The sequence below is a fragment of the Spirulina sp. 06S082 genome (genome assembly GCF_034932145.1).
Classification (GTDB): Bacteria; Cyanobacteriota; Cyanobacteriia; order Cyanobacteriales; family Spirulinaceae; genus CCY15215.
In genome coordinates this window covers 1-26,981 of sequence record NZ_JAYGHV010000286.1, presented here as the reverse complement: position 1 = coordinate 26,981, position 26,981 = coordinate 1, and the positions used below count along the sequence as shown (strand labels likewise).

27 protein-coding genes are annotated in these 26,981 nt (G+C 39.2%); 13 read left to right on the top strand and 14 right to left on the bottom strand.

Annotated features, from left to right (window positions below; translation table 11 throughout):
* Positions 1–211 (bottom strand): P-loop NTPase (locus tag VB714_RS17675; protein ID WP_323225962.1); only part of this gene is annotated, 211 nt, incomplete at its 3' end.
* A 164-nt stretch (positions 212–375) separates the two neighbouring features.
* On the opposite strand from VB714_RS17675, the gene ablA reads away from it, so the two are divergent.
* Positions 376–1,668 (top strand): lysine 2,3-aminomutase, encoded by a 1,293-nt coding sequence (gene ablA, locus VB714_RS17670; RefSeq protein ID WP_323225961.1) that lies wholly within the window; start codon positions 376–378, stop codon positions 1,666–1,668.
* 36 nt (positions 1,669–1,704) lie between these two features.
* On the opposite strand, the gene VB714_RS17665 is transcribed toward ablA, so the two are convergent.
* The 4 genes from VB714_RS17665 to VB714_RS17650 form a co-directional block, all read right to left on the bottom strand.
* Positions 1,705–2,247 (bottom strand): peroxiredoxin family protein, encoded by a 543-nt coding sequence (locus tag VB714_RS17665; RefSeq protein WP_323225960.1) that lies wholly within the window; start codon positions 2,245–2,247, stop codon positions 1,705–1,707.
* A gap of 88 nt (positions 2,248–2,335) precedes the next feature.
* Positions 2,336–3,304, bottom strand: a complete 969-nt coding sequence (locus tag VB714_RS17660) for a hypothetical protein (protein ID WP_323225959.1) — start codon at positions 3,302–3,304, stop codon at positions 2,336–2,338.
* Positions 3,305–3,345: 41 nt separating this feature from the next.
* A complete protein-coding gene (gene prfC / locus VB714_RS17655) occupies positions 3,346–4,968 on the bottom strand; it encodes a peptide chain release factor 3 (protein ID WP_323225958.1) in 1,623 nt (540 codons plus the stop codon).
* Between the two features lie 73 nt (positions 4,969–5,041).
* Entirely contained in the window at positions 5,042–5,260 is a 219-nt protein-coding gene (locus VB714_RS17650) for a hypothetical protein (protein WP_323225957.1), read from the bottom strand.
* A gap of 254 nt (positions 5,261–5,514) precedes the next feature.
* On the opposite strand from VB714_RS17650, the gene sodN reads away from it, so the two are divergent.
* The 3 genes from sodN to VB714_RS17635 all read left to right on the top strand — a co-directional run bounded on the left by sodN (position 5,515) and on the right by VB714_RS17635 (position 7,022).
* On the top strand, positions 5,515–5,994 hold the full coding sequence (gene sodN / locus VB714_RS17645; RefSeq protein WP_323225956.1) for a superoxide dismutase, Ni: 480 nt from the start codon (positions 5,515–5,517) through the stop codon (positions 5,992–5,994).
* A gap of 76 nt (positions 5,995–6,070) precedes the next feature.
* A complete protein-coding gene (gene sodX, locus VB714_RS17640; protein WP_323225955.1) occupies positions 6,071–6,433 on the top strand; it encodes a nickel-type superoxide dismutase maturation protease in 363 nt (120 codons plus the stop codon).
* A 223-nt stretch (positions 6,434–6,656) separates the two neighbouring features.
* Positions 6,657–7,022, top strand: coding sequence for a tetratricopeptide repeat protein (locus VB714_RS17635; protein WP_323225954.1), 366 nt, complete (start codon positions 6,657–6,659; stop codon positions 7,020–7,022).
* On the opposite strand, the gene VB714_RS17630 is transcribed toward VB714_RS17635, so the two are convergent.
* Entirely contained in the window at positions 6,978–7,544 is a 567-nt protein-coding gene (locus VB714_RS17630) for a hypothetical protein (protein WP_323225953.1), read from the bottom strand. The genes VB714_RS17635 and VB714_RS17630 overlap by 45 nt on opposite strands.
* Positions 7,541–8,557, bottom strand: a complete 1,017-nt coding sequence (locus VB714_RS17625) for an ATP-binding protein (protein ID WP_323225952.1) — start codon at positions 8,555–8,557, stop codon at positions 7,541–7,543. The genes VB714_RS17630 and VB714_RS17625 overlap by 4 nt, the downstream gene beginning before the upstream one ends.
* 258 nt (positions 8,558–8,815) lie before the next feature.
* Between VB714_RS17625 and VB714_RS17620 the strand changes: the two genes are divergently transcribed.
* The 4 genes from VB714_RS17620 to VB714_RS17605 are packed head-to-tail and all read left to right on the top strand — an operon-like array spanning position 8,816 to position 13,212.
* A complete protein-coding gene (locus VB714_RS17620; RefSeq protein WP_323225951.1) occupies positions 8,816–9,406 on the top strand; it encodes a thylakoid membrane photosystem I accumulation factor in 591 nt (196 codons plus the stop codon).
* A 45-nt stretch (positions 9,407–9,451) separates the two neighbouring features.
* Entirely contained in the window at positions 9,452–10,930 is a 1,479-nt protein-coding gene (locus VB714_RS17615; RefSeq protein WP_323225950.1) for a DNA phosphorothioation system restriction enzyme, read from the top strand.
* A 28-nt stretch (positions 10,931–10,958) separates the two neighbouring features.
* Positions 10,959–11,132: a hypothetical protein gene (locus VB714_RS17610; protein WP_204105575.1), complete on the top strand. Its 174-nt coding sequence runs from the start codon at positions 10,959–10,961 to the stop codon at positions 11,130–11,132.
* A gap of 13 nt (positions 11,133–11,145) precedes the next feature.
* Positions 11,146–13,212, top strand: a complete 2,067-nt coding sequence (locus tag VB714_RS17605) for an AAA family ATPase (RefSeq protein ID WP_323225949.1) — start codon at positions 11,146–11,148, stop codon at positions 13,210–13,212.
* A gap of 155 nt (positions 13,213–13,367) precedes the next feature.
* Here the strand turns inward: VB714_RS17605 and rpsU are convergent, their stop codons facing one another.
* Both rpsU and VB714_RS17595 read right to left on the bottom strand, forming a co-directional pair.
* Positions 13,368–13,547, bottom strand: coding sequence for a 30S ribosomal protein S21 (gene rpsU / locus VB714_RS17600; protein ID WP_204105573.1), 180 nt, complete (start codon positions 13,545–13,547; stop codon positions 13,368–13,370).
* Positions 13,548–13,820: 273 nt separating this feature from the next.
* Entirely contained in the window at positions 13,821–14,069 is a 249-nt protein-coding gene (locus VB714_RS17595; protein WP_323225948.1) for an RNA-binding protein, read from the bottom strand.
* A 227-nt stretch (positions 14,070–14,296) separates the two neighbouring features.
* Between VB714_RS17595 and VB714_RS17590 the strand changes: the two genes are divergently transcribed.
* Positions 14,297–14,668 carry a hypothetical protein gene (locus VB714_RS17590; protein ID WP_323225947.1) on the top strand — a complete coding sequence of 124 codons (372 nt, stop codon included), beginning with the start codon at positions 14,297–14,299 and terminating at the stop codon, positions 14,666–14,668.
* 80 nt (positions 14,669–14,748) lie between these two features.
* Here VB714_RS17590 and VB714_RS17585 read toward each other — a convergent pair whose 3' ends face one another.
* Positions 14,749–15,687, bottom strand: coding sequence for a cation diffusion facilitator family transporter (locus tag VB714_RS17585; protein ID WP_323225946.1), 939 nt, complete (start codon positions 15,685–15,687; stop codon positions 14,749–14,751).
* Between the two features lie 253 nt (positions 15,688–15,940).
* On the opposite strand from VB714_RS17585, the gene VB714_RS17580 reads away from it, so the two are divergent.
* Positions 15,941–16,732: a peptidoglycan-binding protein gene (locus VB714_RS17580; protein WP_323225945.1), complete on the top strand. Its 792-nt coding sequence runs from the start codon at positions 15,941–15,943 to the stop codon at positions 16,730–16,732.
* Positions 16,733–16,870: 138 nt separating this feature from the next.
* Positions 16,871–18,034, top strand: coding sequence for an FAD-dependent urate hydroxylase HpxO (gene hpxO, locus VB714_RS17575; RefSeq protein ID WP_323225944.1), 1,164 nt, complete (start codon positions 16,871–16,873; stop codon positions 18,032–18,034).
* An 8-nt stretch (positions 18,035–18,042) separates the two neighbouring features.
* On the opposite strand, the gene VB714_RS17570 is transcribed toward hpxO, so the two are convergent.
* The 3 genes from VB714_RS17570 to VB714_RS17560 all read right to left on the bottom strand — a co-directional run bounded on the left by VB714_RS17570 (position 18,043) and on the right by VB714_RS17560 (position 19,245).
* Positions 18,043–18,576 (bottom strand): N-acetyltransferase, encoded by a 534-nt coding sequence (locus VB714_RS17570; RefSeq protein WP_323225943.1) that lies wholly within the window; start codon positions 18,574–18,576, stop codon positions 18,043–18,045.
* Positions 18,577–18,646: 70 nt separating this feature from the next.
* Positions 18,647–18,997 (bottom strand): DUF5615 family PIN-like protein, encoded by a 351-nt coding sequence (locus tag VB714_RS17565; protein WP_323225942.1) that lies wholly within the window; start codon positions 18,995–18,997, stop codon positions 18,647–18,649.
* Positions 18,994–19,245 (bottom strand): DUF433 domain-containing protein, encoded by a 252-nt coding sequence (locus VB714_RS17560; RefSeq protein WP_323225941.1) that lies wholly within the window; start codon positions 19,243–19,245, stop codon positions 18,994–18,996. Before VB714_RS17560 ends, VB714_RS17565 begins: the two co-directional genes overlap by 4 nt.
* 504 nt (positions 19,246–19,749) lie before the next feature.
* On the opposite strand from VB714_RS17560, the gene VB714_RS17555 reads away from it, so the two are divergent.
* Both VB714_RS17555 and VB714_RS17550 read left to right on the top strand, forming a co-directional pair.
* Positions 19,750–21,441, top strand: a complete 1,692-nt coding sequence (locus tag VB714_RS17555; RefSeq protein WP_323225940.1) for a metallophosphoesterase — start codon at positions 19,750–19,752, stop codon at positions 21,439–21,441.
* A complete protein-coding gene (locus tag VB714_RS17550) occupies positions 21,420–26,642 on the top strand; it encodes a tetratricopeptide repeat protein (RefSeq protein ID WP_323225963.1) in 5,223 nt (1,740 codons plus the stop codon). The genes VB714_RS17555 and VB714_RS17550 overlap by 22 nt, the downstream gene beginning before the upstream one ends.
* Positions 26,643–26,749: 107 nt before the next feature.
* Here VB714_RS17550 and VB714_RS17545 read toward each other — a convergent pair.
* The coding region (locus VB714_RS17545) for a hypothetical protein (RefSeq protein ID WP_323225939.1) at positions 26,750–26,981 on the bottom strand (232 nt) is incomplete at its 5' end.

Sequence of the window (26,981 nt, the reverse complement as noted above, 5' to 3'; positions counted from 1 at the left end):
TGCATTTTCCCCAAAGATATTGATTGAGGCAAGGTTCTAATTGTTCGCCGTCTCCATAGCCAAATAGCACGTGAATTCCCGGAGATTGAATATCCGTATCAACAACACCGACTCGGTATCCATAACTCGCAACTGTTGCTGCTAAATTAGCGGTGGAATTTGACTTTCCCGTTCCACCTCGATAGGAATGGATAGATACAATTTTTGACATAATATATTCTTGAACGATGATAATTTTGGCAAGAATTGCTAAACTAGAAAAACAAAACTAGGTGGAACAATCGTACAAGATCGATCGCGGCGATCGCAACTCTTATCCTATCGATCCCATCTGAATATTATCTCGGAATTCTTTACAAAAGCACAAAAGCAAAAATGATACCTTTAACTCAGTCACCTTCAACCCGAGTTTTAAAACCTTGGGCAAATGTCCCTCCAAAACAATGGGATGATTGGCATTGGCAATTAGACAACCGTTTAAACTCTGTTGAAGAGTTAGAGCAAATTATCAATTTAACTCCTGAAGAAATTCAAGGGCTAACAGCGAAAGATAAATTTCGCGTTGATATTACTCCCTATTTTGCCAGTTTAATCGATCCTGACGATCCCTTGTGTCCGATTCGCCGCCAAGTGATTCCTTTGGGACGCGAACTCGTTGACTTTGTGGGAATGCAGGAAGATAGCTTGGCTGAAGATGAACACAGTCCCATTCCGGGTTTGGTTCATCGCTATCCCGATCGCGTTTTGATGTTGGTGACAACCCACTGTGCGAGTTACTGTCGCTACTGCACTCGCTCTCGTTTGGTGGGAGATTTTCAGCAAACTTTTAAGAAAAACGATCTCGAACGACAACTCGATTATATTCGCCAAGCCCCTCAAATTCGAGATGTTCTCCTGAGTGGTGGCGATCCTTTAACTCTATCTCCGATTCTGCTTGATTATATTCTCTCGCGATTACGAGAGATCGAGCATTTGGAAATTGTCAGAATTGGTACCCGCGTTCCTGTCTTTCTCCCTCAACGCATTACAGACGAGTTTTGTAATATGCTACGGAAATATCATCCACTCTGGATTAACGTCCATATCAATCATCCCAAGGAAATTACCCCCGAATTAAGCGCAGCTTTGGCTAAATTAGCAGATGCGGGGATTCCCTTGGGAAATCAGAGCGTTCTTTTAGCGGGAATTAACGATCGCCTCGATATCCAACAAGAACTTTTACTTAAGTTAGTGAAAAATCGCGTCCGTCCTTATTATATTTACCAATGCGATTTAGTAAAAGGTGCGGGTCACTTTCGTACCACTGTTGCACGAGGCATGGAAATCGTGGAAGGTTTACGAGGACACACAAGTGGCTATGCTGTTCCCACTTATGTTGTCGATGCTCCTGGAGGAGGTGGGAAAATTCCAGTTATGCCTCAATATCTTATCAGCCAGGGGGTGAATAAAGTCGTCCTTCGCAATTACGAGGGTTATATTACCACGTATTACGAACCGGAAGATTACGATCCACATTTAATCGATCGCGCTCAACCTTTGACGGATATACGTCCGGAAATTGGTCAGGAAGGTGTTTCTGGCTTGTTGCAAGGCAAAGCTAAGGCGATTAAGCCTCAAGGGTACGATCGCACCCATCATCGCGGCGATCGCCCTGTGCAGGAGTCTTGAGATAAATTGTTAGAATTTTGATTGCATTTTCAGAAGCTAACAATTTGCAGTTAATTCTAATAGTTTTTCGACCGGTGCATTGGGGTTGAGAAAGGAAAATAAATGCTTGTAGCGCAAAACGCCCTGGCGATCGATGATAAACTGAGCCGGTAGAGGAGCGCCGAGAGCTTGGCCGACTTGGTACGTTTGAAATACATCACAACTAGGATTACTTAATAAAGGCATTTTTAATCCCAAATCCTTGACAATTTTTTCGCTTTGTCGGCGATCGGTACTGGTTATCATAAAAATTTCTGCTCCTTTCTCGGTGAAATTCTCGTAGTTTTCATTCAACTCTTGAATGTGAGGATAACAAAGGGGACAATATTGGCGATCGGTAAAGATGCGGGTGAAAGCAACAATAATTGTTTTTTTACCGCGATAATCTGACAGTCGCACTGTACTTTGGTTCGTAATATCGGGTAGGAGAAAATCTGGAGATTTTTGTTCTAAAATTAGAGAATTTGTTGCGGGAATTGGGAAAAAGTTTTGCAAGAAACGCGGTGTTAATAAACCACGAAAATCCAGTGAAGTTAACATGATAGTTTTGGGTTACTTAGGTTTAAATATAGTTTGTAGCACAAGCATCCTGCTTGTTCAATGATTATAGCAAATTACGTTCATTTCACTATACTATTTTAAATAGGGTTTCTTCCCAATCTTCATAATTTTCCTGACGTTCTGAGTTAAACTCGATTTGTCGATATTGCACCCAGCGTCCGACGGGAGTATCGCCCAAAAGTTTTACCATAATGTGATGTGCGATGGGATGATTATACGAGCAGTGTGTTTCACAAAGATCGAGTAATACTTTCAGAGTCCATTCTTTATTTCCGGCTTTGTAGAGATCGACACACCATGTCGCTAAAGCATTTTTGTTATTGCGATCGATCGTTAATTCTTGCTTTGCTTCTGAGGTAAAGTGTTCGGGATATTGTGCGAGTAGGGTGCGACATAATGCGTAAAATTTGTCGCGATCGAAATATCCTGTTGTGTTACGGTGACAACCTAAGACAAGATTACATTGACGAGCCGCATCGATCGCATTTCCCCACCCTAAGTTAACTAAAACTGATTTTGCGGCAGTGACCAAGGATACTTTGGTAGGGGGATCGAATTTGCAGTGTTCTAAGGCATCAGGATACATCTTTCCAAAGCGGCCTATCTGATAAAAGTTCTCTCCAAAGGCAGCATTAACAATATTTGTGGCTTCAACTAATGTTTCATCATTGTGAGGGTTTTCCTCTTCTTCATAACAAATATTTTCCCATTTTAAGAGATGGCGAAATAAGAAATATGCTAATGTCGATGCTCGATCAAAAATATCGTTATGATCGTTACAAGCAACAATTATATCTTCCCATTTTAAGTAGTATGGATGTAAATGCAAACCAAGTTCTCCTCTTTCATAATATCCAAGAGGATAGAAAAAAGGAGAGGTATAAGACCTATCTTCTATTTGACCAAAGGATTCTTTGAGATTGGCATAAAACTGAATTTCGCAAACTTGTTGGCCTGCGAGTTTATCCAAGGCATATAAATCAATTTGTCGAAACTTGATTCCGACGGTTTCTCTTAAAAATTGACCTAATTTCATTATTGAAAAATTGACAAAGTTTACAAGTTATGGTAGGGAATTTAATCTGGTTGCAAACCCGATCCAACCGGTGCAGTAGAGTTCAATTTTAAATCGGGATGATCCTCCATAATTTGGCGCATATTCCATTCATTTCTGAACAGTAAAACTGGACGTTCCCAATTATCTTTTACGGTAATTGTATTAAATAACCGTCCTGCTTTTTCCAAGGCTTCCCAACCGCCAGCAACCCAGCGCGCTAAACTATAGGGTAAAGGTTCTAACCTTGTCTCTACATTATATTCATTTTGTAGGCGAAATTGCACCACTTCAAATTGTAATTGCCCTACGGCTGCTAAAATCGGATCGCGCTTAAATTCATCCGCAGAATACATGATTTGTACTGCACCTTCTTCCTGCAATTCTTGAATTCCTTTGTTAAATTGTTTGAATTTAGAAGGGTTAGGATTTTTCAGATACGCGAATAGTTCTGGGGAGAAACAAGGAATTCCTTCGTATTCTAATTTCTTACCCTGATAAATCGTATCGCCAATGGTAAAAACCCCTGGATTATTCAATCCAATCACATCTCCAGCATAAGCGACATCGAGGGATTCTCGCCCTTGGGCGAATAGTTTTTGCGGTCTTGATAAACGCACCGTTTTGCCCGTTCTCGCATGGCTGACGGTCATATCTTTTTCAAATTTTCCCGTACAAACTCGAATAAAAGCAACCCGATCGCGGTGCTTGGGATCCATATTTGCCTGTAGTTTAAAAACAAAGCCACTAAAATCAGGATTTGTGGGGGCGATCGCGCCACGAGTAGAATTTCTTCCCTCGGGTTTAAGGGCATATTCTAAAAAGGCTTCGAGGAAAAGTTGCACCCCAAAATTGGTCATCGCACTACCAAAAAAGACCGGGGTTAATTTGCCTGCATGAATCTTTTCTAAATCAAAATCAGAACCAATTTCCTCAAGAATTTCTAGATTTTCTTTAAGTTCAGAATAAAGTTCTGGGTCGAGTAATTCTTCCAGTCGGCGATCGCCAATCTCGAAGATTGTATCCTCTGCTGTCTTGCTACCGTGAGCGCGACGCTGGAATAAGTGAATCTTCTGCTGTCGGCGATCGAATACCCCCCGAAAGCGATCGCCCATCCCGATCGGATAGTTCACCGCATAGGTCTGCAAGCCTAATTCTTGCTCGATTTCGTCCAATAATTCCAGGGGATCTCGTCCAGGACGATCCATTTTGTTAGTAAAGGTGAAAATGGGCAATCCTCGCATTTTACAAACTTCAAATAGCTTGCGAGTTTGCGGTTCCAAGCCTTTAGCAGCATCAATCAGCATCACTGCATTATCTGCCGCCGCTAGAGTGCGATAAGTATCTTCACTAAAGTCTTGGTGTCCTGGAGTATCGAGTAAATTGATTTGATAACCGTCGTACTCAAACTGCAAAACCGTTGAGGTGATAGAAATTCCCCGTTGCTGTTCCATTTCCATCCAGTCGGAAGTGACCTTGCGTTGCGCCCTTCGCGCCTTTACCGATCCTGCTTCGTGGATGGCTCCACCATAGAGTAACAGCTTTTCAGTCAAAGTTGTTTTTCCCGCATCCGGATGGGAAATAATGGCAAAATTGCGGCGCATATTAACCGCTTCATTCAATTCGCTTTGTAGTTCTACAGACATCTTAATTTTATCACTTATCAATAAAGTATTAGATAAAGCATTAACAAAGTAATGGTTATTATATAACCATTACTTATCGCCCTTCTTCAAATACTTCTTTTTCTCTCCCAATCCACCATTCACCCAAATTCATCATGTCTTGATGGATATCTTCAAGACAGCAAATATATTCCGTGGGAGAAATGCGATCGCGGTTTTCCTGTAACTTTTTCAAGCGCAGTTGTACCAGCAACCACGGTTTGGACTCTCCGTTTGTTTGTTCGATGTATTGTGCTAGTTCTTTTGCATTCATAGATTTGGCGATCGCATTGAATCAAGATTCCGAATTCGTCTAATGAGCAGATTTACTTACGCCCTTAGACCCAATCTCTATTGTAAACGCCTAAGTCCATCTTGCACCGCATCCCGAATAGCACTAAGCTAGATGGGGTACGGGGGGATAAATGGCTGTCACCTTAGCGTTATCTAGCTTCAGCAGCAAAGAACCCAACCCGATCTAGAAACATTGCTCAAAGCGATTCAAATCAACAAGTACACAGTAATCTCATGCTTAATACTCTAATTTCCAAGCTCAAAAATTGGTTTCCCGCAGAGGAAGTGCAAGCGCACTGCGATGGTCCCTGTGGTGTTTACGATCCTTCTACTTCAAGGATTACAGCAGAAGCAGTGCTATCAATGACCCAAAAACTGATTGCGTTGGACCTCCCCAACCCCAACGATAAAAATGCAGTTATTGCTTACAACAATACTTTCTCTCGGTATGTTGCGATTAAGGAAGAACAAGCACATAAAACCAAGGAGGAATTATTAGTGCTTTGGACGGATTATTTCAAACCCGTTCATTTACAAGATTTTCCCGATCTTCACGATACTTTCTGGAAAGCAACAAAACTTTGTTCTTCTTGCAAGGTAGAGGTCAGCGAAACTCATGCAAAAGAGTTAGTTGAAATGGTCAAGAAGATTCACGATATGTTTTGGAAAAGCAAGGGACGCGACGTTTCTTGGTACTTGGCGAAGCCTTCTTAATTGGTTTTGTCGCCAATTTTTTCAGTTTTAATTTATGTTATAGAGGCGTTGATTTCATCGCCTTTTTTTCTTTTCTATGTCTTCAGTAAATCATCCAAAATTAGCGCGATCGCCTCGAGAATTCTTTCTCTTGCTATTGAGAAAACGGGGAAGATTTCGCATTGCAGGTAACTCTATGTTGCCATTATTAAAACCCGGTGATGAAGTTGTAACCGATTTAAAGGCCTATGAAAACGCTTTTCCTCGCGTTGGCGATATTGTTATTGCAAGACATCCTCAGCGATCGCAGTTGAAAATCATTAAAAGAGTTACGGTAGTTTTAGACAATGGGGATTGTTTTCTCCAAGGGGATAATTCTCAAGAAAGCACCGATAGCCGAATGTTTGGTATTGTGAAACGCGATCGCATTTTGGGTAAGGTTACGAGTCGTTTTGGTTAGTCGTCGTCAAGACCATTTTGAAGGATAAAGCGATATCGCAATATCCCTAATCCATTTCAATGGATTTTTTGTATGAGACAGGGATTTTTAATCCCTGGCGGATCGGGCTATAATAGTTGTTTTCAGCATGACATATCGCTAGAAGGGTTATTGCGATCGCCTCTCCCACTCACAAAAATTTTACGGCATAATAGGAGAAACTCAGAGTAAATTTAGCTGAATTATGGAACCAGAAGACTTAGAAACTCGGTTAGCTGAGGGAGGCGATCGCAGCGATCGGGGGGACTATAAAGGCGCATTGGAGATATTCCAAGCAGCTTGCGAGGAAGCACCGGATAATGCTGAGGTGTGGTATTTGTGCGGTGTTGCTTGTTTTCGTTTGGAGCAATATGAGGAGTGTATTCAATACTGCGATCGCGCTTTGGAGATTAAGTCAGAGTATCCTTTAACTTTAGCACGACGAGGAATAGCTTATCAACAAATTGAACAGGAAGAGAAAGCGAAAGAAGATTTTGCAGTGCGATCGCGTTATCATAACTCTTTCTCATTCTTGTTTTTTACACATCAATCCCTTCTGTTTTTGCGCTAACTCATCATTAAATACTAAAACAGAAAGAGGAGATAAATTCCAAGCAGCTATTGTAGGTTTAAGTGCTTTATGGAGAGCATCTTTTAATGGCTGAAGCCATTCTGTTTTATGTCCATTAATTATCAAGATAAACCGAAAATCAACTTTTTTCAGATCGAGTTTTTGGAAAGATTCCGGTAATTCATTCTCTGTTGAGTGACGCTGCAAGCAAATGGCAACATATAGAGATAGCGCATTTATTAGTTTGTCTCGAATTTCTTCAATAAAATTGTCAAACTTCTCATTTTCATTTGTTTTAGAGTCTGTTTTCTCCTTTATTTTAGGACGTGGCGAACTCTTTTTAACTTCAATAATCCATATTATCGGTGGAGTAGAAGAATGTAAGAGCAAAAACTCTACCATTTTCATGCTTGATGTGCTGCGTAAATTCCGATAGGTTTCACTTTCCTCAATATGGAAACAACGCCCTTCTGGATAAGGACCAAAGCTCATACCAGACTCGATAATAGGTTCGATGTTCATTGTAATGCTAATTCAATTTCTTCTTCGTAGAGCCGAATTGACTCATCAACAATTGGATTATTGGGTAAACCTTCTCGCAAATTTGCAGTAGTCCAGCGATCGCCATCCACAGAAGTTATCATAATGGATAAATTCTTTTCTTTCTGTGCAATTAAAAATAGTTTTTTAATAACAAAATAAGAGTGACTTGCCATGAAGAACTGAATTCCGCACTCTGCTAATATGGCAATAATATCGAGAAACTTTGCAATTGCACTTGGATGTAATGCAGCCTCTGGTTCATCAATAAAAACAAGTGACTCGCGATCGAGATAACGATTTTCTAGCAATGTATCAAGAATTGAGATTTTCTTGATACCTTCGGCTGTAACACCAATAGAAAACTTTTGATTTCCTTTCTTAAACTGCCAATTTCCCCAATTTTCATCGTATTCAATTTTTCCATCTAAAATTTCTTGTAAGTGTCGTCTGGAATCAGCAAACTGTCTATAGTTTTTACCTTTTTTGGGAGATTGACGTAATGCTCGTGCTAGATCGAGATATGTATTATCAAAACCAAATGTTTTATCTTGCTCGCGAGATTCTAAAATAATGTGATGTAATGAGAGAACTTCTTTAGGGGGTAAAAAAATTGAATTGCTTTCTCTAGGAGAAATATTATTTTCTATATTTTGTATACTCTTGGCTGTATCTTTTCCAAATTCAAAGGAAAATTGTTGCTCACCAAACTCAAGTTGTAATGATAAAGGTTCATCTGCTCCTTTCCTAACAAGATCGCCGATTTTTGTAGTCTCAAAAGTCCAATAGAGTTTATCTGCAAGAATTTCAGAAGTTTTTCGAGGTTCATTCCCTCGCTTATACTCCTCGATAGTTTTCATTGAACTATAAAGTGCTTTAAGTAAGATAGTTTTACCTGTAGAATTTCCACCAATAATTAAATTGATATTGCCTGCACTTTCACATTTAAGCTGATGTATAGGTCCAAAGTTTCGGAGTTCAAAATTATTAAGCATAAGCTATTGTTTGGCTACTTGACATTTATTCGGCTGCTTTTGCAGAGAGTATATCGCACTCTCTGCAAATCTCTGCCCTCAAATTTGACTTAAGTATTCAGGTGCTGGGATTGACAAAATATAATTATGGTCGCTTTCTGTGCTAAGGGTAATTAAATCAAAAGGAAACGGATTTGAGGAAGATGCGATCGCTGAAATGAAGAGAGATTCAATTCCAGATCCGTTCCTTGGATTTTACATTAAGCGTCAATTGAATTTATGATACATTCTCATCTGGATGAGTTTAGGACAATGCGAGGGAAAGTTTGGCTGCATCGCTGTTTGTTGGGTCTGGCGATCGCGCTAACCTGTTTCTTTTTGGTACTATCTCCCGTTCGCGCTGATGTTGAGAGCGATCGCTATGATGGCAATATTTTTGTACTTTATGCCGGAGACGGCTCTCTGGTTCCAGCGAGTTCAACCTTCAAAGCCGCACTTAGTCTACCCAAACCGGTTATCCTGGCTTTTTATATTGATGATAGTCGCGATTGCAAGCGCTTTGCCAGTGTTATTTCTCATCTAAAGGATTTTTACGGACGAGTTGTCGTGTTTGTCCCCATCAATGCCGATTCTATTCCTGTTAAAGATTCTTATCAACCGGATGAACCGGGTTATTACTACGAGGGGGTCGTCCCGCAAATTCTTATTTTTGATGCTGAAAACCAGGTTCGCTTGAATGGGAAGGGACAGGTTAAATATGAAGAACTTGATGATGTCTTGCGAGAACTCTTTAATCTCGAACCTCGAACCAGTTCCGTCGAACTACAAAGACGTTCTTATAACGAGTTTAGTGGAGAAATGGCGGAATAATAGTTGATAGTTGATAGTTGAGAGTTGATAGCTGGGAGAGGAGGGATGAAGGTTGAATGGGATGAGATCGGCGCGATCGACTGGGAGAGGTTGGCAAATGAATATGCTGCTGTTTCTCGCTCTCGTCGCGTTTCTGAGGGTCAGGGAAAGTATTATGCTTCTGTCCGAGACATTCCCGAGTTTCCCTCTTCTCTGCAATTGCGAGATTATCAACAGCAAGCGGTTGAGAATTGGTTTCGCAATAAGGGAAGGGGTATTCTGAAAATGGCGACGGGAAGCGGGAAAACTATTGCAGCTTTGGCGATCGCGACGGAACTCTATCGTAAAATCGGCTTACAAGTTCTTTTGGTTGTTTGTCCTTTCCGTCATCTCGTTACTCAATGGGGAAGGGAGTGCGAAAGGTTCAATCTCCAGCCTCTCCTTGCCTTTGAGAGGGTTCGTAAGTGGCAAAACGAACTATCCACTCAAATCTACAATCTTCGCACTGGCGATCGCGCTTTCCTGACGGTCATCGTCACCAATTCCACGTTTATCACTGAGGGTTTCCAATCCCAGCTTAAATTTTTCCCTCCCAAAACCCTCATTATTGGCGATGAAGCGCATCATTTGGGGTCGCCGCGCTTGGAAGAATGTTTACCGCGCAATATTGGTTTGCGTCTCGCTCTTTCTGCGACTCCAGAGCGCTATTTTGATGAGGATGGCACGGATGCCCTCTGGGGCTATTTCGGGCGGGTTCTACAGCCGGAATTCACCCTTAAAGATGCGATCGATCGCGGTGCTTTAGTTCGTTATTTCTACTATCCTTTATTGGTAGAATTAACTCCCCTGGAAGCGGTCATCTATGCCAAATTAACTAAACAGATCGGTTGGGCATTGTCGGAAAATAACAATTTAAAATCTAATGAAACCCTGACTTCTTTATTGATGAAGCGATCGCGTCTTATTGGTGCTGCTGCGAATAAACTCGATCTGGTGCGAGAGTTGATGAAAACGCGTCTCGATACCACTCACACTCTCTTTTATTGTGGTGATGGGACTGTGGAAAATACTTCTCCTCCCGAGGGTCAATTAACAGCTATCACGCGCATTTTAGGAACGGAGTTGGGCTATCGCGTTAATATTTATACAGCAGATACGCCTTTAGCCGAACGGGAACGACTGCGAGAGCAATTTGAACGAGGCGATCTACAAGGTTTAGTCTCTATTCGTTGTCTCGATGAAGGGGTTGATATTCCTGCAATTCAAAATGCTGTTATTCTGGCTAGTACGAGCAATCCACGCCAATTTATTCAGCGTCGAGGCAGGATTTTACGACCTCATCCCGGTAAAGCTAAAGCAACTTTATTTGACGCGATCGTTTTACCTCCCGATCTCGATCGCGAAACTTGGGAAGTCGAACGCAATTTATTACGAAAAGAATTAATTCGTTTTCTGGAATTTGCCAATCTTGCTGAAAATGCAGAGGAAGCTAAGGCAAAAATCTTAATCCTCCAAGAAAAATACCAATTATCCATGAACAATTAATACAAAAATATTTACTCATTATCTAAACATGAAAATTAATGTTGATGTTCAAAAAGTTCAAGAACCGATTACCAGTGCGTCTTCTGAAGTACAAGAAATTATCGCACAAGTTCTCAAATTAGAAAAAGAAAAACTGTACCAACGCAGTCCTCGCAATATCAATGATGATATTCTCAAGATTATCAAAGAAGTTATTCAATAGAACCCAATGCAAAATGAAAATAATTTCTCTTAAACTCTGTAATTTTCGTCAATTTTATGGCAAAACACCGACTATTAAATTGGCGAATGGCGAGCAAAATACAACGGTTATTCATGGCAATAATGGCGCGGGAAAAACGACACTACTCAATGCGTTTACTTGGGTACTTTATGAAAAATTTACCGCCGCTTTTGCCTCCCCCGATCTGTTGATTAACACCCGCGCAATTCAAGAAGCAAATATCGGTACTTCGGTAGAATGCAATGTAGAAATTTATTTTGAACATGAAGATAAACACTATCAATTAAAGCGACAATGTTATGCTTGTCGCGATCAAAATGAGAAGATTCAATACAACCAAAGTAAGTTATTTATGCAAGTTGCAGGAGATGAAGGACGCTGGACTTATCCCTCACAACAACCTGAAGATATTATTGGGCGCATTCTCCCAGAAAGTTTACACCAATATTTCTTTTTTGATGGCGAACGTATCGATCATTTCTTTCGTTCCGATCGCAAAAATAATATCGCTGAAGATACGAAGGAATTACTCGGTGTTAAAGTTTTAGACCGTTCTATTGACCATTTAAAAGTAGTGAAAAGAAAACTACAAGATGAATTAAAAGCGATTGGTAATTCTGAAATAAAAGAACTTCTAAAAGAGCAGAAAAAACTTGAAAAAGAACGCGATCGCTTACTGGAAAAGCAAGAAGAAATCATCAAAAAACTTGCACTCTATACCGACTTAAAACAGCGTATTAGTCAGCAGCTATTAAAGTTAAGTGGCGCGAAAGACTTACAAAAACTGAAAGATAAGTTAGAAAAACAGGAAAAAGCTATTCGCAAAAATTTAGGACAAACAAAAGAAGATTTAAAACGCTTAATTTCTACTAACGGCTATACAATTTTAACGCCAAAAATCAATACACAATTCAAAGCAATTGTCAAGGGTTTGCGAGAACAAGGAGAACTTCCTTCCGGAATTAAACAGCGTTTTGTCCAAAATCTCTTAAACCAAAAACGCTGTATTTGCGGGACGGAATTGTTGCAACAAACTCCCACCTATCAAGAGGTTTCCGCATGGATGAATAAAGCAGGAATGGCGGATGTAGAAGAAGCAGCAATTCGCTTAGAAGAAGGAGTAGGAGAATTGGAAAAACAAATTCCTGAATTTTGGCAGAATGTCGATCGCCTACAATCACAAACCGATCGCGATCGCCGAGAATTAGCCAGAGTCGAAAACGAACTCGACGATCTGAAGCAAAAACTGAGAACTTATCCCGATGACAATATCCAAGACTTGCAAAAACGCTTAGATGAAACTGAAGAAATGATTCGCGAATTAACTCTAGAACAAGGGGGAAATCAACAAGAAGGCGATCGCCTAGAAAAAGAAATTATTGTGCTAGAAAAACAAATAAGCAAACAGCAACTCAAGGAAGAAAAACAAACTCTCGCACAACGACGCATCTCCGTAACCCAAGATGCGATCGCGCGACTAATTGAAGTGCGATCGCGGCTAGAAAAACAATTTCGTTTATCCTTAGAACAACGAGTCCAAGAGATTTTTAGTCAGATTTCTTTTACACCGTATATCCCGCGTTTGAGTCCAGAATACGAACTAACACTGATTGAAAATACATCAGGAATTGCCCTTCCCGTTGCTGCTTCCACAGGAGAAAATCAAATTCTCAGTTTAGCCTTCATTAGTGGTATCATAGATCGGGTTCGAGAGTGGAGTCAAACAACAACCTTAATGGGTCCCGATAGCAGTACATTTCCCATTGTTATGGATTCCCCTTTTGGCAGTTTAGACGAAATTTATCGCCGACAAGTCGCCAGAACTATTCCTCAACTTGCCAATCAATTGGTGGTATTAGTGACTAAAACACAATGGCGAGGCGAAGTTGCAACAGAAATTCAAAATTCTATCGGTAGAGAATATGTCCTTCTTTATCATTCCCCTAAATCCGATTGCGAAGAAGATGCGATCGCCATCCGCAACAAAAATTATCCGTTAGTTAAACAATCCTCAGAACCCTACGAATATACAGAAATTATTGAAGTAACAAAAACGTGAATTACAATTATATTTGCCTATTCTCCATCAGAACAAAGCAAAACAACCAAGATTTGAAATACTGCCATTGTATCGCAATTGTATTTCAGTTAATCTTGGCTGCTTGCTTATAAATTCTGTTAAATTCTGTTAAATTCTGTTAAATTCTGTAATGTTTAGTTGAAGCGCTTTTTCCGTCGTCTGGCGATCGCCTTGCGTTTCTTCTTTTCTTGGGGAGTCTCAAAATGGCGCAGACGCTTCATATCTGCGAAAATGCCAGCTTTGGATACTTCTCGTCGAAAACGGCGCAGTGCTGATTCAATTCCTTCATTTTCACCAACGGTGACTTGAGTCATTCGGATTCCTCCTACAGTATTGAACGTTTTAATTTTATTATGTACGATGAGAATCTGCCAACACGAATAGTGTGGAGTTCATTCAACCGAACTCAGACTCGCATTGACAGTCAGACAAAATCCCCAGGATTCCAAACGCTAGACTCGTTGGGGATTTACAAATTGTAGAACTCTCAGTTTAGCACGAGGGAAACCTTATTTTTAGAGTCCCCCTCAAAGGTAAAACTCAAGGGTAAAACTGCTAAAAACAGTGCTTCTCCCGACTTGTTCTTATTAATGGTCTCGAGGTCTTGCTTTATTAACTTTCAAGACTCGATCGAACCATTCCGCACCGTCAAGTTTGTCTATTGCTTCGGCTTCATCGTTCTCGTTTTCCATTTCTACAAACCCAAAGCCCCGCGGCCGACCGGTTTCCTTATCCGTGGGAAGGTAAACCCGCTTAACGGTGCCATACTCAGCAAAAATGGATTCTAGTTGTTCTTGGGTTACGCTATAAGCGAGATTTCCCACATAAATTGACATTGTGTATCTCCCGAATCAAACCAAACCAAAAATAAAGAAGGAAACTAAAAGCCGCTAATAAGTTTGTTCTTTAAAGAACGAACTTTTTTGCTGATTCCGAATTTCCATTTTACAGCATAGCATGGAAATCCTGAGAAAGCCGATAAGATATAATCATTCAGAGTGCAAGGGTTCATCTAGCCAATACACTTGTTCATCTGTCGCGATCGCAATATTGAGAAAAGCTCATGAAACATCAATCTTTATCGATTCTTGCTGGTGTTAGCCTCTTGCTGGGTCTGGGAATAGCCCCGATCTTCGGAGGACAAGAGGCTAATGCTCAACAAACCCCCGTCCGTCATAATTCAACCACCGAAGGCTTTCAGGGTAGCGAAAGCGATCCCATGTTTGGCGATGGAGGAGGCGATTTTAATCCCTTCAATCTGATTCATAATGCTAATTTTAGTAACGGGCGATCGATGGGTCAGTTCCAACAAGACACCAAACGCCAACTCAATCGCGCTAGTGAGGACTTTCGCCGTCAGCAACTCGAACGCATTCGAGAACAAATGAATGCACAACCTGAAACAACTGCACCCGAGGCGGAACCGGAAAGTTAAAAGGAAAAGTACCAAAAAACAACAGGGATGCAATTTTACTTGCGTCTCTGTTGTTTTTGTATTTTAATTCTTATCAATAATCAATCGGGATTTTTAATCAAATTCGCATCGCAATTTGGCTCGTATTCTGGTTGTAAAGTAATATGATGAATAGAAAACTTATTTTTTAATTGCTGTTGAATTTGTCCCAAGGTCGAGGAGATTTTACTTAAAGAAATATTTTCCTTAAACGTAAGATGTCCCTCGAAATGAATATCGCGATCGCTAATTTGCCAAAGATGAACGTGATGCACATTAGCAATCTCTGGGTTCAGCAAAATTTCTGCTTCAATTTCCCCTAGATCGAGATGAGAGGGCGCAAACTGCATCACAATCGCTAAAGAAGACTTTAATATCTGCCATGACGCATAAACCAAATAAATCGCAATAAAAATAGTCAAGAGACTATCTAGCCAATAAACTTGATAAAAGTACATCATGAGTCCCCCCACAAATACAGCCACCGAAGTTAAAACATCACCCGCCAAATGTAAATAAGCCGATCGCATATTCAAATTATGACGAGAATCGCGATAAAGGGCGAGAATACTCCCGCCATTCACCAAGACTCCCAACAAGGCCAAACCCATGACAATTCCAGAATCAATTGCTTCTATTTCTCTCTGTCCCGATAAACGTAAAATTGCCTGATAAATTAGATTGAATCCGATCGCAATTAACATCACTGCATTAATCAAAGCCGCCAGAATTTCTGCCCGTTTATAGCCAAATGTTTTTTGAGGTGTTGCTTGTCTAGAAACCAAGCGATTCGCAATATAACTAATAAACATCGCTAAAACATCACTGGCATTATGAAGGGCATCAGACAACAGCGATAAACTACCCGAAAATAAACCACCAACGCTCTGAGCAACGGTAATGGTAATATTAAGGAAAATCACAAAACCCAAGCGTTTTCCACTGGTAGAATGATGTCCGTGATGATGGTGGTGATTATGGTTATGATGTGCTGTAGACATGACAAATAAAAAGAAAAATGGTGGCGATCGCCTCGCAACTTACCCTTGTAAAATTCCCCTCAGATTAACATGATTTTGGCGATATTTTGGCGATCGCCTTCCCGTTGCTTGTTTTGTGAGGAAGGCGATCGCTAAAAACCGATCTAATGCGATCGTTAAATTTTCCTACGTTCCTGTCATAACCGACATAGGCTGACTAAAATAAACAGAATGGTAGAATACTAATTGTTCATTATTATTGAGGAGGCGATCGGTGGACGCTTTAACCTATACTCTGGCTTGCACGCTTCAAGAAGAAATAGAGGGCATTGAATACAACTTCGATGGAGTTGAATTCTTTAACTGGTCTAGAATTCCCAATGCGAAATGGCTGGGTTTACTCTCTGTCGGTATTATCTCCGCCAGTTTGATGACCGCAGCCCCCAGTTTTGCTCAAACGACGGCGGGAACCCGCTACGTCAGCACCCCGAATGGTGGCTGTCTTAATGCCCGTACTGGTCCTGGACTGAGCTACACCGCTTATAAATGTGTATCTAATAAAGCAGTTCTCGCTCCCATTGTCGGACAAAAAGGAGATTGGTACAAACTATCTACAGGACGTTGGATCTACAAGCCTTATACTGCACTAACCCCTAGCAGTCTCAGTGCAGGAGGAACCGTTCGTCAAGTTAGTACCCCAAAAGGCGATTGTCTTCAGGCGCGGACTGGACCGGGTACAAACTATAAATCCGATATGTGCGTTAGCAATGGCGCAACTCTCAAGCCCATTATCAGCAGTCGCGGGGACTGGGTGCAACTTTCTAGCAGTCGTTGGGTTTACGGTCCCTATACCAAAGCAGTTGGGAGTGTTGGAGTGGGTGGAATTTCCGTGAAACGGGGTTCTACCGGATTAGCAGTACGCCAAGTTCAGCAAAAGATTGGTGTTTCTATTGATGGTGTTTTCGGGACGAAAACCGAAGCCGCCGTTAAGGCCTTCCAAACTAAGAATAAGTTAAATGTCGATGGTATTGTTGGTCCCCAAACTCGCAAAGCGATGGGACTTTGATAGTTATCAGTTGCGGCACGTCCGATTGCTGACTTGTCGCACATAAAAAATGGGGGACTTAATCTATTCTTTATGGAATCAAAATATTTCCCTCATTTTATCTCTTTTTTATTATAATCTCTTTTTTAAGAGCAAAAAATGTATAATCTCAAAGTTATTATTATTGGTGCGGGAATTGGTGGCTTGACAACAGGAATTGCTTTGCGTCAAGCAGGATATAAAGTTGAAATTTATGATAAGGCGAAGGAATTGCGACCAGCAGGGGCGGGAATTTCCCTTTGGTCAAATGGGGTGAAAGTTCTTAACCGCCTGGGTTTGGGGGAAAATATCGCTCAGATCGGCGGACAAATGGATCGCATGGAATATCGCAGCCATACCGATGAATTACTCAATGATATTGATTTAATGCCTTTGGTGGAAAAGGTGGGACAACGCCCCTATCCTGTCGCCCGTACTGACTTGCAAGACCTGCTTTTAGAGGCTTTTGGACGAGAGGATGTTCAGTTGAATTCTCGTTGTATTGCGGTGGAGGAAAGCGATCACCATGCGACGGCAATTTTTGAAGGCGATCGCAAAGTTACAGGGGATATTGTCATCGGTGCGGATGGCATTCATTCTGTGGTGCGGCGTTATGTGACAGAAAAAGAAATATCTTTGCGTTATGCCAATTATGTGAACTGGAATGGCTTGGTGAAAGCCGATAAGAACTTTACTTCTAAAAACAATTGGGTGATTTATGTGGGAGAAGGAAAACGCGCTTCGATGATGCCCGTAGGTGGCGATCGCTTTTACTTCTTTTTTGGTTGTCCCATGGTGAAAGGTAGCACAGTTGAGCCAGAAAAGCGCCGAGAAGAACTAGCAAAATTATTTCAGGGTTGGGCCACTCCCGTCCAGAAACTGATCCAAAATCTCGATCCTTTGCAAACCAACCGTTTAGAGATTCACGATATCGATCCTCTCGATCGCCTTGTTCGGGGTAAAATAGTTTTACTGGGAGATTCTGCCCACGCGACTACTCCCACTCTCGGACAGGGAGGCTGTCAAGCGATGGAAGATGCAGAGATTCTCTCTCGTTACCTCCTCACCACCACTTTAAGCGTCGAAGATGCCCTCAAACGTTACGAAAACGCGAGGAAAGAACGCACGGCTAATTTAGTTTTAAAAGCTCGTAAGCGCACAGATACAATTTACAGCAAAGAAGGCGATCGCACTCAAAAATGGTACGACCAACTCAAACAAGAAAATCCCGAGGATGTTATCGAAGCTCTCGCTAAAATCATCTTAAGTGGACCTCTCAATTAAATTCTCAATTATTCTCGCCAATATTCCGGCTTATTTAAAGCATCACAGCAAATCACTTTACCTGAAAAAGAGGCGATCGCACCGGGACGAAGTTCGCGTACCATCCAAGCATCCGGATATTCTTTGGGTGTAGGATAAGTGGGTTCAAAACCAAGATTGCTGGCGGGTTGGAAGCCGTGGCGACTATAGTATGCTGGATATCCTGCGAGGAATACCAACTCAACCCCCGATCGCCCTAAACGTTCGACTCCTTCTTGAATCAGTTTACCGCCAATGCCTTGATTTTGAGCATCTGGGACGACAGCGAGGGGTGCTAAAATGGCGATCGCAATATTTGCATCTGTTGTTAAATGTGCTTTGGTAAATAAAATATGTCCCACGGGTTGCTCATTTTGCAAAGCAATGAGGGATAAAAGCGGTTTTGCACTGCGATCGTGCATCATATTTTTCACAAGTTCCGCTTCAGCTTCCTCACCAAACGCCAAACGCTCTACCAATAATACATCATCGAGATCGGAATCCAAAGCCTCTCTAATTTCCATTTATCCCCCTATCTCAGAAAGTATTCTTTTCCAATTGCCCATTATAGATGCGATCGTGAAAATCAACGTTTCAATCTGGCGGACGAATTCTCAATCGTCCTAATTCAGCCGTTGCGATCGCACCTGTTTTTAATTCTTCCGCATATTGTTCTAGGACTTGCAAGCAAATAACAATTTGTTGCTGACTAGAGAGATTGACTAATCTTAAAATACCGCAATGCGGCAAACCTCGTACAATCGCTAATTCACCAAAGTCTTTATCGAGGGTAATTAAAATGCGTTCTTCGCGGTAAGCCCGTGCTAAGATTTCCTCATCTCCGGGATCTTCTTCCCAGTCTCCACTCCAAATTACATCATATCCTGCATTTGCTAATGCAGAACGAACTCCACCCCAAACACAAGTATCTAATAGTAGTTTCATACACTAGATTCCACCATTAACGGTACAATTCGCTCATGACCGATTATTTTTCGAGCATAAAGCAAACACGCTTGTATATCTTCTTGTTCTAACCAAGGATAGCCTTCTAAAAGAATATCTGGTGTATCTCCTGCTGCCAGCATTCCTAAAATATGTTCAACAGCAAGACGACGATTTCTGATAATGGGTTTACCACCAAAAATTTTAGGATTGATTGTAATTCGTTCGAGAAGTTGTGTTTCGTTCATAAATAATGAAGTTGAATGACATAATTCAATAATAGCGCGATCGCACGATAGGTGGCCAAGCGATCGCATCTTGCAAACCCTTGTGGCAAAGCTAAATCACATCGTAGGAATCAAAAATGCAACCATTTCTCGATATAATTTATCGCCTCCTTGCATTAAACATCGGCGATTGTCGTCAGATTGAGTTTTTTGAGTTGGCGGGCTTCGGTGTCGGTAATGCCTGCAAATCTGGATAGAGAGAGGTCGAGCATGGTGAGTACGGTCAATCGGCTCGACTCCAGCAGCGATCGCTGCTATCTCTCATTATTGCGATTTGTTAAAAAAATAGTTTTTTGATATATGAGATTATTTCTGACTTATAATTACAAATATAATAGGTAAATCGCTGCTGTTCTCTTGTTTTCTGTTGCTATAGCAAGTCTATTTGATTTGTAAACAAGCTATCTAGCAGTGACAAGGGTTTCAGGCTACACTACCTTCGCATCTCAATTAGGATTGCTATATATGACTAATCAAAAGAACCCAATATATATTCTTCATTTGTCCGATATCCATTGTGAAAAAATACTTGAAGCAAATCGATACTTTACTCAACTTGCAACCGATCTGACTCAGAACCTTAATGTCAAAAAAATTAACTATCTGGTCATTTCTGGAGATATAGCAAATTACTCCACTGAGATTGAATATGATGCGGCTTTTAGGCTAGTAGACAAACTGATTCGACGCTATAAAATTAGTCAAGATCGAGTTGTGATTGTTCCCGGTAATCACGATCTCAACTGGGAAATATCAAAAAAATCTTATATTTTAAAAGACAGAGAAGACTGTGAAGCGAATGAACTCAAACAGGGTTGCTATATTGAAGTTAGTGATGATGTTGTTAGAATTCGTAATGATGAAGAATACAAAAATCGTTTTATTTACTTTAACAATTTCTTCTACGAAAAAATTCACAACAAGCCTTATCCTCTAGATTACGATCGACAAGCAATTCTTTATCTCTCTCCAGAAGATAAAATTCTCTTCCTTGCGCTTAACTCCTGCTGGGAAATCGATTATAAATTCCCGGATCGTGCAAGCATAAACCCTAATGCTATTTCTAATGCTCTCGATCAAATTCTCATGGGTGAAGAAGACTATGATGACTGGCTTAAAATTGCAGTTTGGCATCACCCCGTTACGAGTGCTGAATCCATGAAAAATGTTGCTTTTCTCGAGCAGTTGGTGACAAACGGTTTTCAAATTGGTATGCACGGACATATCCATGAAGCGAAAGATGAAAATTTTCAATACGACACTCAAAGAGGACTTCGTATTATTGCTGCTGGAACATTTGGAGCACCTGCAAAGGAACAAGTAACAGGGATTCCTCTACAGTACAACCTGCTTGCTCTTAAACCAGAAATGGGAGAATTGACTGTTGAAACTCGCAAGAAAGAAAAAACGGATGGTGCGTGGTCAGCCGACGCTCGTTGGGGTGATAAAAATAATCCCGTACCAAGATATACAATTTCATTACGATATAGCCTGCACAAAGAAGTCAGTCACAATCTCAGTACATCAAAGGCTACTTCAGATAAAAACGCATCAATAACAACTCCTCAAGCTACCGAAGAAGACCAAGAATCTTCTCGGTGCACTATTTTAATTTTAGCGTCTAGTCCTAAAGATGAAGCTAGACTACGCTTGGACAAAGAGGTGCGAGAAATTACTGAAGGATTGCAACTGGCAAAACAGCGCGATCGGTTTGTCATAGAGCAACGTTGGGCTACTCGTCCTCAAGATTTACGTCTTGCACTTTTGGATTTAAACCCAGAAATTGTACATTTTTGCGGTCATGGAACAGGTGATGATGGTTTAGTTCTAGAAAATGATGCTGGTGAAGCACACATTGTCTCAACGGATGCTTTAGCAAGATTGTTTAGACAATTTAGCGATCAAGTAAAGTGTGTTGTACTTAATGCTTGTTATTCTGAGGTGCAAGCAGAAGCGATCTCCGAACATATTGAGTGTGTGATTGGGATGAATAATTCAGTTAGTGACAAGGCGGCTATTAAATTTGCGAGGGGATTTTATGAAGCCCTGGTGAGAGAACGAACTATTGAAGATTCTTTGGAATTTGGGTGCAATGCGATCGAGCTTGAAAATCTTCCCGAACATCAAATACCTATATTAAAAAAAAACATTATATAGGTAATACTCCTTCCGATTTTTTTGGTAGAGAAAAAGAATTAGAAACACTGCAGGAATTGTTCCAAGAATCTCCTTATAATAGAGTTTTTCTCATATCAGGAATTTCAGGAATAGGAAAAAGTTATTTAGCCACAAAACTTCCTTCTAATATCCTTCAAGATTATAAGGTTTTGAAACTATCTCAGGAATCTCAAGAAATTTGTTCTCTCCCCGATCTTTTTGAGAGACTTAAAGAATTTCTTAATAAAAATGGAGAATATGGTTTTGATACAAGTTATGCTGAAGAGAAAATGAAAAATGAAGTAAAAATTTCAAGTTTTTTGGAGACTATTAGTTCGGAACGGCAAAAGCATAAATATGCTATAGTTATTGATGGATTTAATCAAGAAGCAGATCTTAAAAAGTCTCCATTTCGGGAACTAAAATCTTTTATTAAGCTATTTTCTGAATTTGGCTATGAGAGGAATAGAAACTTTGAACATAAACTTATCTTAATTGGTGATGTTAACAAGTCATCACTAGGAATAGATATTCTTAACAGAGTAACGGAATTTAATTTGAATGGCTTTAGGGATGAAGAAGCTCGTGAGTATATTAGAAAATGTAGTGAAAATCTAAATGTTACAATCTCAGAAAAAGATTTTGATGAAATCATCCAAATAACAGATGGACATCCAATAGCAATCAACTTAATAATCCAATGTTGTGAGACTACATCACTAGAAGTAGTTCGCAAAAATTTGGTAGATTTTGATCGAGATACTGGTGCATTTGTATATCAAAAACTTGTAAAAAATATAGAACAACGTCTGACCCCAGAAGAAACTCAAGCTCTTCATCATTTTTCCATATTTCAAACCTCAGTAAAAAAAATAGCTTGGCAATATTTAGATATCGAGCCTCGTATTGGAGAATGTCTTTTACGACGCAAATTATTGACAAGATTAGATAATAAGAGAGTTCAGATGCACCGAATTTTTCGAGAGTTTTGGCAAGCATTTCAAGATCAGGACAAAACCATTCAGTTACATAGAAAAGCAGCTGAATATTATTGGGAAGAAGGAAAAAACAGTTCCAATGAAAACCTAGACCTAGGTGCTTATCTCGAAGCTCGTTATCATTTCTATGAAAGTCTACAACATGAACTAGCTGCACGGGTAGTTAATGAATTGGTTTGTCGTATAAATCAACAAGAACCTCTCCTGTCTCAAAAACTGTCCGGATTAACAGACTGGATTCTTGAACTGGATGAGAATATTTTAAGAGATAAGCCTTGGCTACTGTTAGAAAAAGGCCAAAGGTTTGAGAGAAACGGTGATAAAGAAAATGCTGAAATAGTTTTTCAACGAGCTTACCATCTATTTGAAAAACAAGGAGATGAACTTGGAAAGTGTGTTTGTTTTTATTGTACAGGAAAGATATTATCGGCTAAACAATCTCAAAAAGCTGCTATTCAAGTTTTGAATAGTGTTTTAGAGATGCCAAAAAGTAAAGAAGATATACGAATTCGGATTAGAGTATTAGGAAAACTAATTAGTTGTTATAAAGATTTACATCAATACGAGACTGCTTGGTCAACTGCTATTGAGGCGGAAAAATTAGCTCAAAATAGAGAACCTCTTGGCTATGCATTAATTTTATATCGCAAAGCAGGAATTAGGCGGACTCAAAGTCAGTTTTACGAAGCTGAACAATTGTTTAGCAAGAGTGCTGAAGCCTTTGAAAAACTGGGAGATTTCTATCGCGCTTCAAAATCTTGGTCGCGTTTAGGAGTTGTCCAAGAGCGACAAGGTAAGTTTGAACAAGCTAAATATAATTTTGAGAAAGCCATAAAAATCAAACAAAACCTTAACGATCAATATGGTTTTGCGCTCGATCTGGATTATTTAGCAGGTGTTTATCGTTCGCAAGGATATTATGAAGATGCTGCGGATAAATATAAAAAATCACTGAAGAAAAAAGAAGAAATTGGCGATATTTATGGACAAGCTAAGAGTTATAATAATTTAGCAAGAATCGCTTTATTAAATGGTGATTTTATTAGTGCTGAGAGATATCTTAAGAAATCGAAAGAGAATATCGAGATATTGCAAAAAAGAAAAGAAAAATATTTAGGAATTTATGGTGCATATTGGATTTTGTTGGGAGACTTACAATTTAGTCTGGGTAAATATAGAGAAGCGGTAAAAGCATATCACAAAGCGAAAAATTGTGTTAAATACAAATCTCACGATGAAGCTCGAGTTAACTTAAGTTTAGGAAAAACTTACTTACAAATACGACATATCTGCCAAGCAAAAAAATATCTTGAAGATGCTAAAAAAGTTTTTCAAGGAAGTGAAAACAATCTCAATAAAACTCCATACCATGAAGTCTTGTCTCTTACTTGTTTAGCAGAATTGTCAGCTATTACTGGTCATATTAAAGAAGCAGATAATTACAATTGTCAGGCAATGCATTTAGCTCAATCAATCAAACCAGTATATATCAGATATCTCGAAACTCAAGGATTTATTGAAGAAGTAAGAATTTTAAAATCCCAAGAACTGAAAAATTTAAAAAATGTTGAGAATTATATTTCTCCTGTTATTCAATATTATAATCAAGCGATCGAGATAATCAAAAAGGAGAATCAAAAATCTAGTCGAGAACGAGAAATATCATCTCTACAAATCAAAAAACATCTTTGGGGTTTAAAAATCAGATTATTTGAGAGAATATCAAAAAGCAAAAATAATCATTTATTAACAAATCTGGTTACAGATAATGATTACAAACTATTAAATGCGGAAAATTATTTTGACGAACTAATCAAAATAGAGTTAATGAAAAATAAAGAAACTTTGCGTCTATTAAAATCAATCTACTCTCCTTTAGCTAAGAAACTTGCAGAGTATTCATTACATATCTTCTCTCCTTTAGCAAGGCGTTTTGGGTTTAATTCTATACAAGAGGATATAGAAAAATTGGCTTTTTCGTATTTATATCCAAGAAATTATCAAGAAATTAATTATTTTCTCAATTCTAATTTTCCTAGAAGAACTTACTTTATTAAGGGAATCAAAGAGGAAGTAGAAAATAATCTTAAAAATGCAAAAATAAAGGCGGATGTTCTTGCTAGAATTAAGCACCCTTATAGTATCTATAGAAAATTGACAGAACGGAAAGGAGTGAGCTTAGACAAAAACAAAATTCTTGACATATTTGGAGTACGTATTATTACGCAAACAGAAAAAGACTGTTATCGAATCAAAAATATTATTTTGACTATGGGGAAATCGTTCAAAGGCACAGGTGTATTGTCTGAAGAAATTCGAGATTATATACAACTTCCTAAGAAGTCTACAGGTTATCAATCTATTCATATTAACAGAAGTATTTCTTGTCACTTAGCTCTTGGCGAAGACCTAGTAGAATATCTCGGATATATTGTAGAATTTCAAATTCGTACTTATGAAATGGATATAAGAGCTGAAGGCGGAGGTGCTGCTCATTTTATTTATAAGAATGTAGATAACTATGGTCGATCTTCAAATGTTAGAAATTTAGAAAGGCAACAAAAAAATATTGCTAAGTTGGTGTTTATATGTGAGTCGCCAGAATCTACAGAACCCAATACAAACAACTTGACTAAGATTAAAGAAGCAATCGAAAATAGTCAAAAATTTAGATTGGCTAATATTGTAATCAAAAAAATATTTGAACGTGATAAAATATTATTATTATTGAATATCGATTTAATTCCAAAAAGTAAAAAGAAATCGTGGGATCGCACTAAAATTCAAAATGATTTGAATGAAATCCGAGAAGAATTGGGAGATTCAATAGTTCAATTTCAAGGGAGAAATCTCGACAAAGATTTACATGAATTAATGGATTCTGAAAGAGAAATGTATTTAAAGCAATTGATTCCTTTAGAAACAAACCAGAGTAATGATATTTATCTATTAAGCCCTAAAGGTGATGTTTATAAACTACCGAAAGGAGCTACTCCTATTGATTTTGCATATTGTATCCATACAGATGTAGGAAATCAATGCTATCAAGCAAAAGTGAATGGGAAAATAGTCCCTTTGAATACACCTTTACAAAATACAGATACAGTAGAAATTATCAAAAATGAAAAAAGTCTTCCCCATCTGGATTGGATAAAAACTCCAGAGGAATGTGGAAACAATTACCCATTTACAGTTACGAAATCTGCTCAAAAGAAAATTCGCGATTGGTTTCGCAAGCGCTCTAAAAATCATCATTTTAAGGAACTTATTGCTTCAGGAAGTGAAAGATTAAAACAAGAATTTAAAAAACTCAATATTGAACTCAGCAAAGATGATTTTGAATCATTAGTAAAGTCTGATACCATGAAAGTTGTGGCTAATAGTTGTAATGATAATTATCGTAGCGTTCAACATTTGTTATCGGTGTTAGGCTATTATAGTGCGACAAAACTCAAACTATCGAAAGTGACTCAAGCCGAACCTCGATATGAAAAAATTAAAGAGACACTTACACCCACGAAAGTAGTTAATGAATTACTAAAAAAAATTCCCAAAAAACTCAGTCAGGAAATATTACAAAAAGATTTAGGAAAAAAACTTTATGAAAAGCTCTTTTTATCTAATGACAATCTAGGCAAATCACAAACAACGACAGATAAGATCGATCAGGAAAAAGAAAAATCAACAAAATCTAATAACTCTTATGAAAAAGACCTGTATTTAGAGTCACTCGAAGCTGATGGAACTTTAATATCACTTAGAATGTTCCACAATAATTATCATTTGGCTGAATGTTGTAAACCTAAACCTTATGAAGAAAGTTTAGGGATAATTACAAAAAATAAAACTAAAGTTTTTCCAAATACAAGCGGTCGAGGAATTTTGATTCATCGTTCTGGTTGTCCTGAATTAAATAGTGTACCAATTGAACGTCGCTGTCCTATTGCTTGGAATATTGATGTGATAATAGAAGCAGCCCATCGACCGAATATGCTGAGTGAAATTACAGCATTTCTAGGACAAAACAAAATTAACATTGAGGAAGTTCAAGTGAAAAAGCATCCCCAAAAAGACGATATAGCGGAAATTAAAATAGGAGTTGACATTAAAAATAAACAAGAACTTAAACAAGTGCAAGATATTTGTAGGCAAATTGAGAAAATGCAAGATGTCAAAGCTATGGATATTAAAATTTTTGAGTGATCGAACATTCTGGCAGGAAGCCACTTGAGTCAAATTCTCAGATTTGACTCATTATTGGTCGCTGCGTACCAAAGAGATTGCTTTTCTTGCTTTTTCTTCCATCGTCTTCAAATTTGCAACTGTCGCTGCGATCGCTGTAACTGAGTTCGTTGTTTTTGTTTGCCCTGCGAAGCCCCATAACCATCTCGTTCTGAATCGCGATCGCGCGGTAACGATTCGCCGTCAATCTCCGGACTGGTTTCCAAGAATTGTACCTCGTTCTCCCCAATTTGTGCCAACTCCCGACCGATGGTTTGAAAATGCTCCACATCCCGCACCTGCAAGCGAGATGCCCAAATT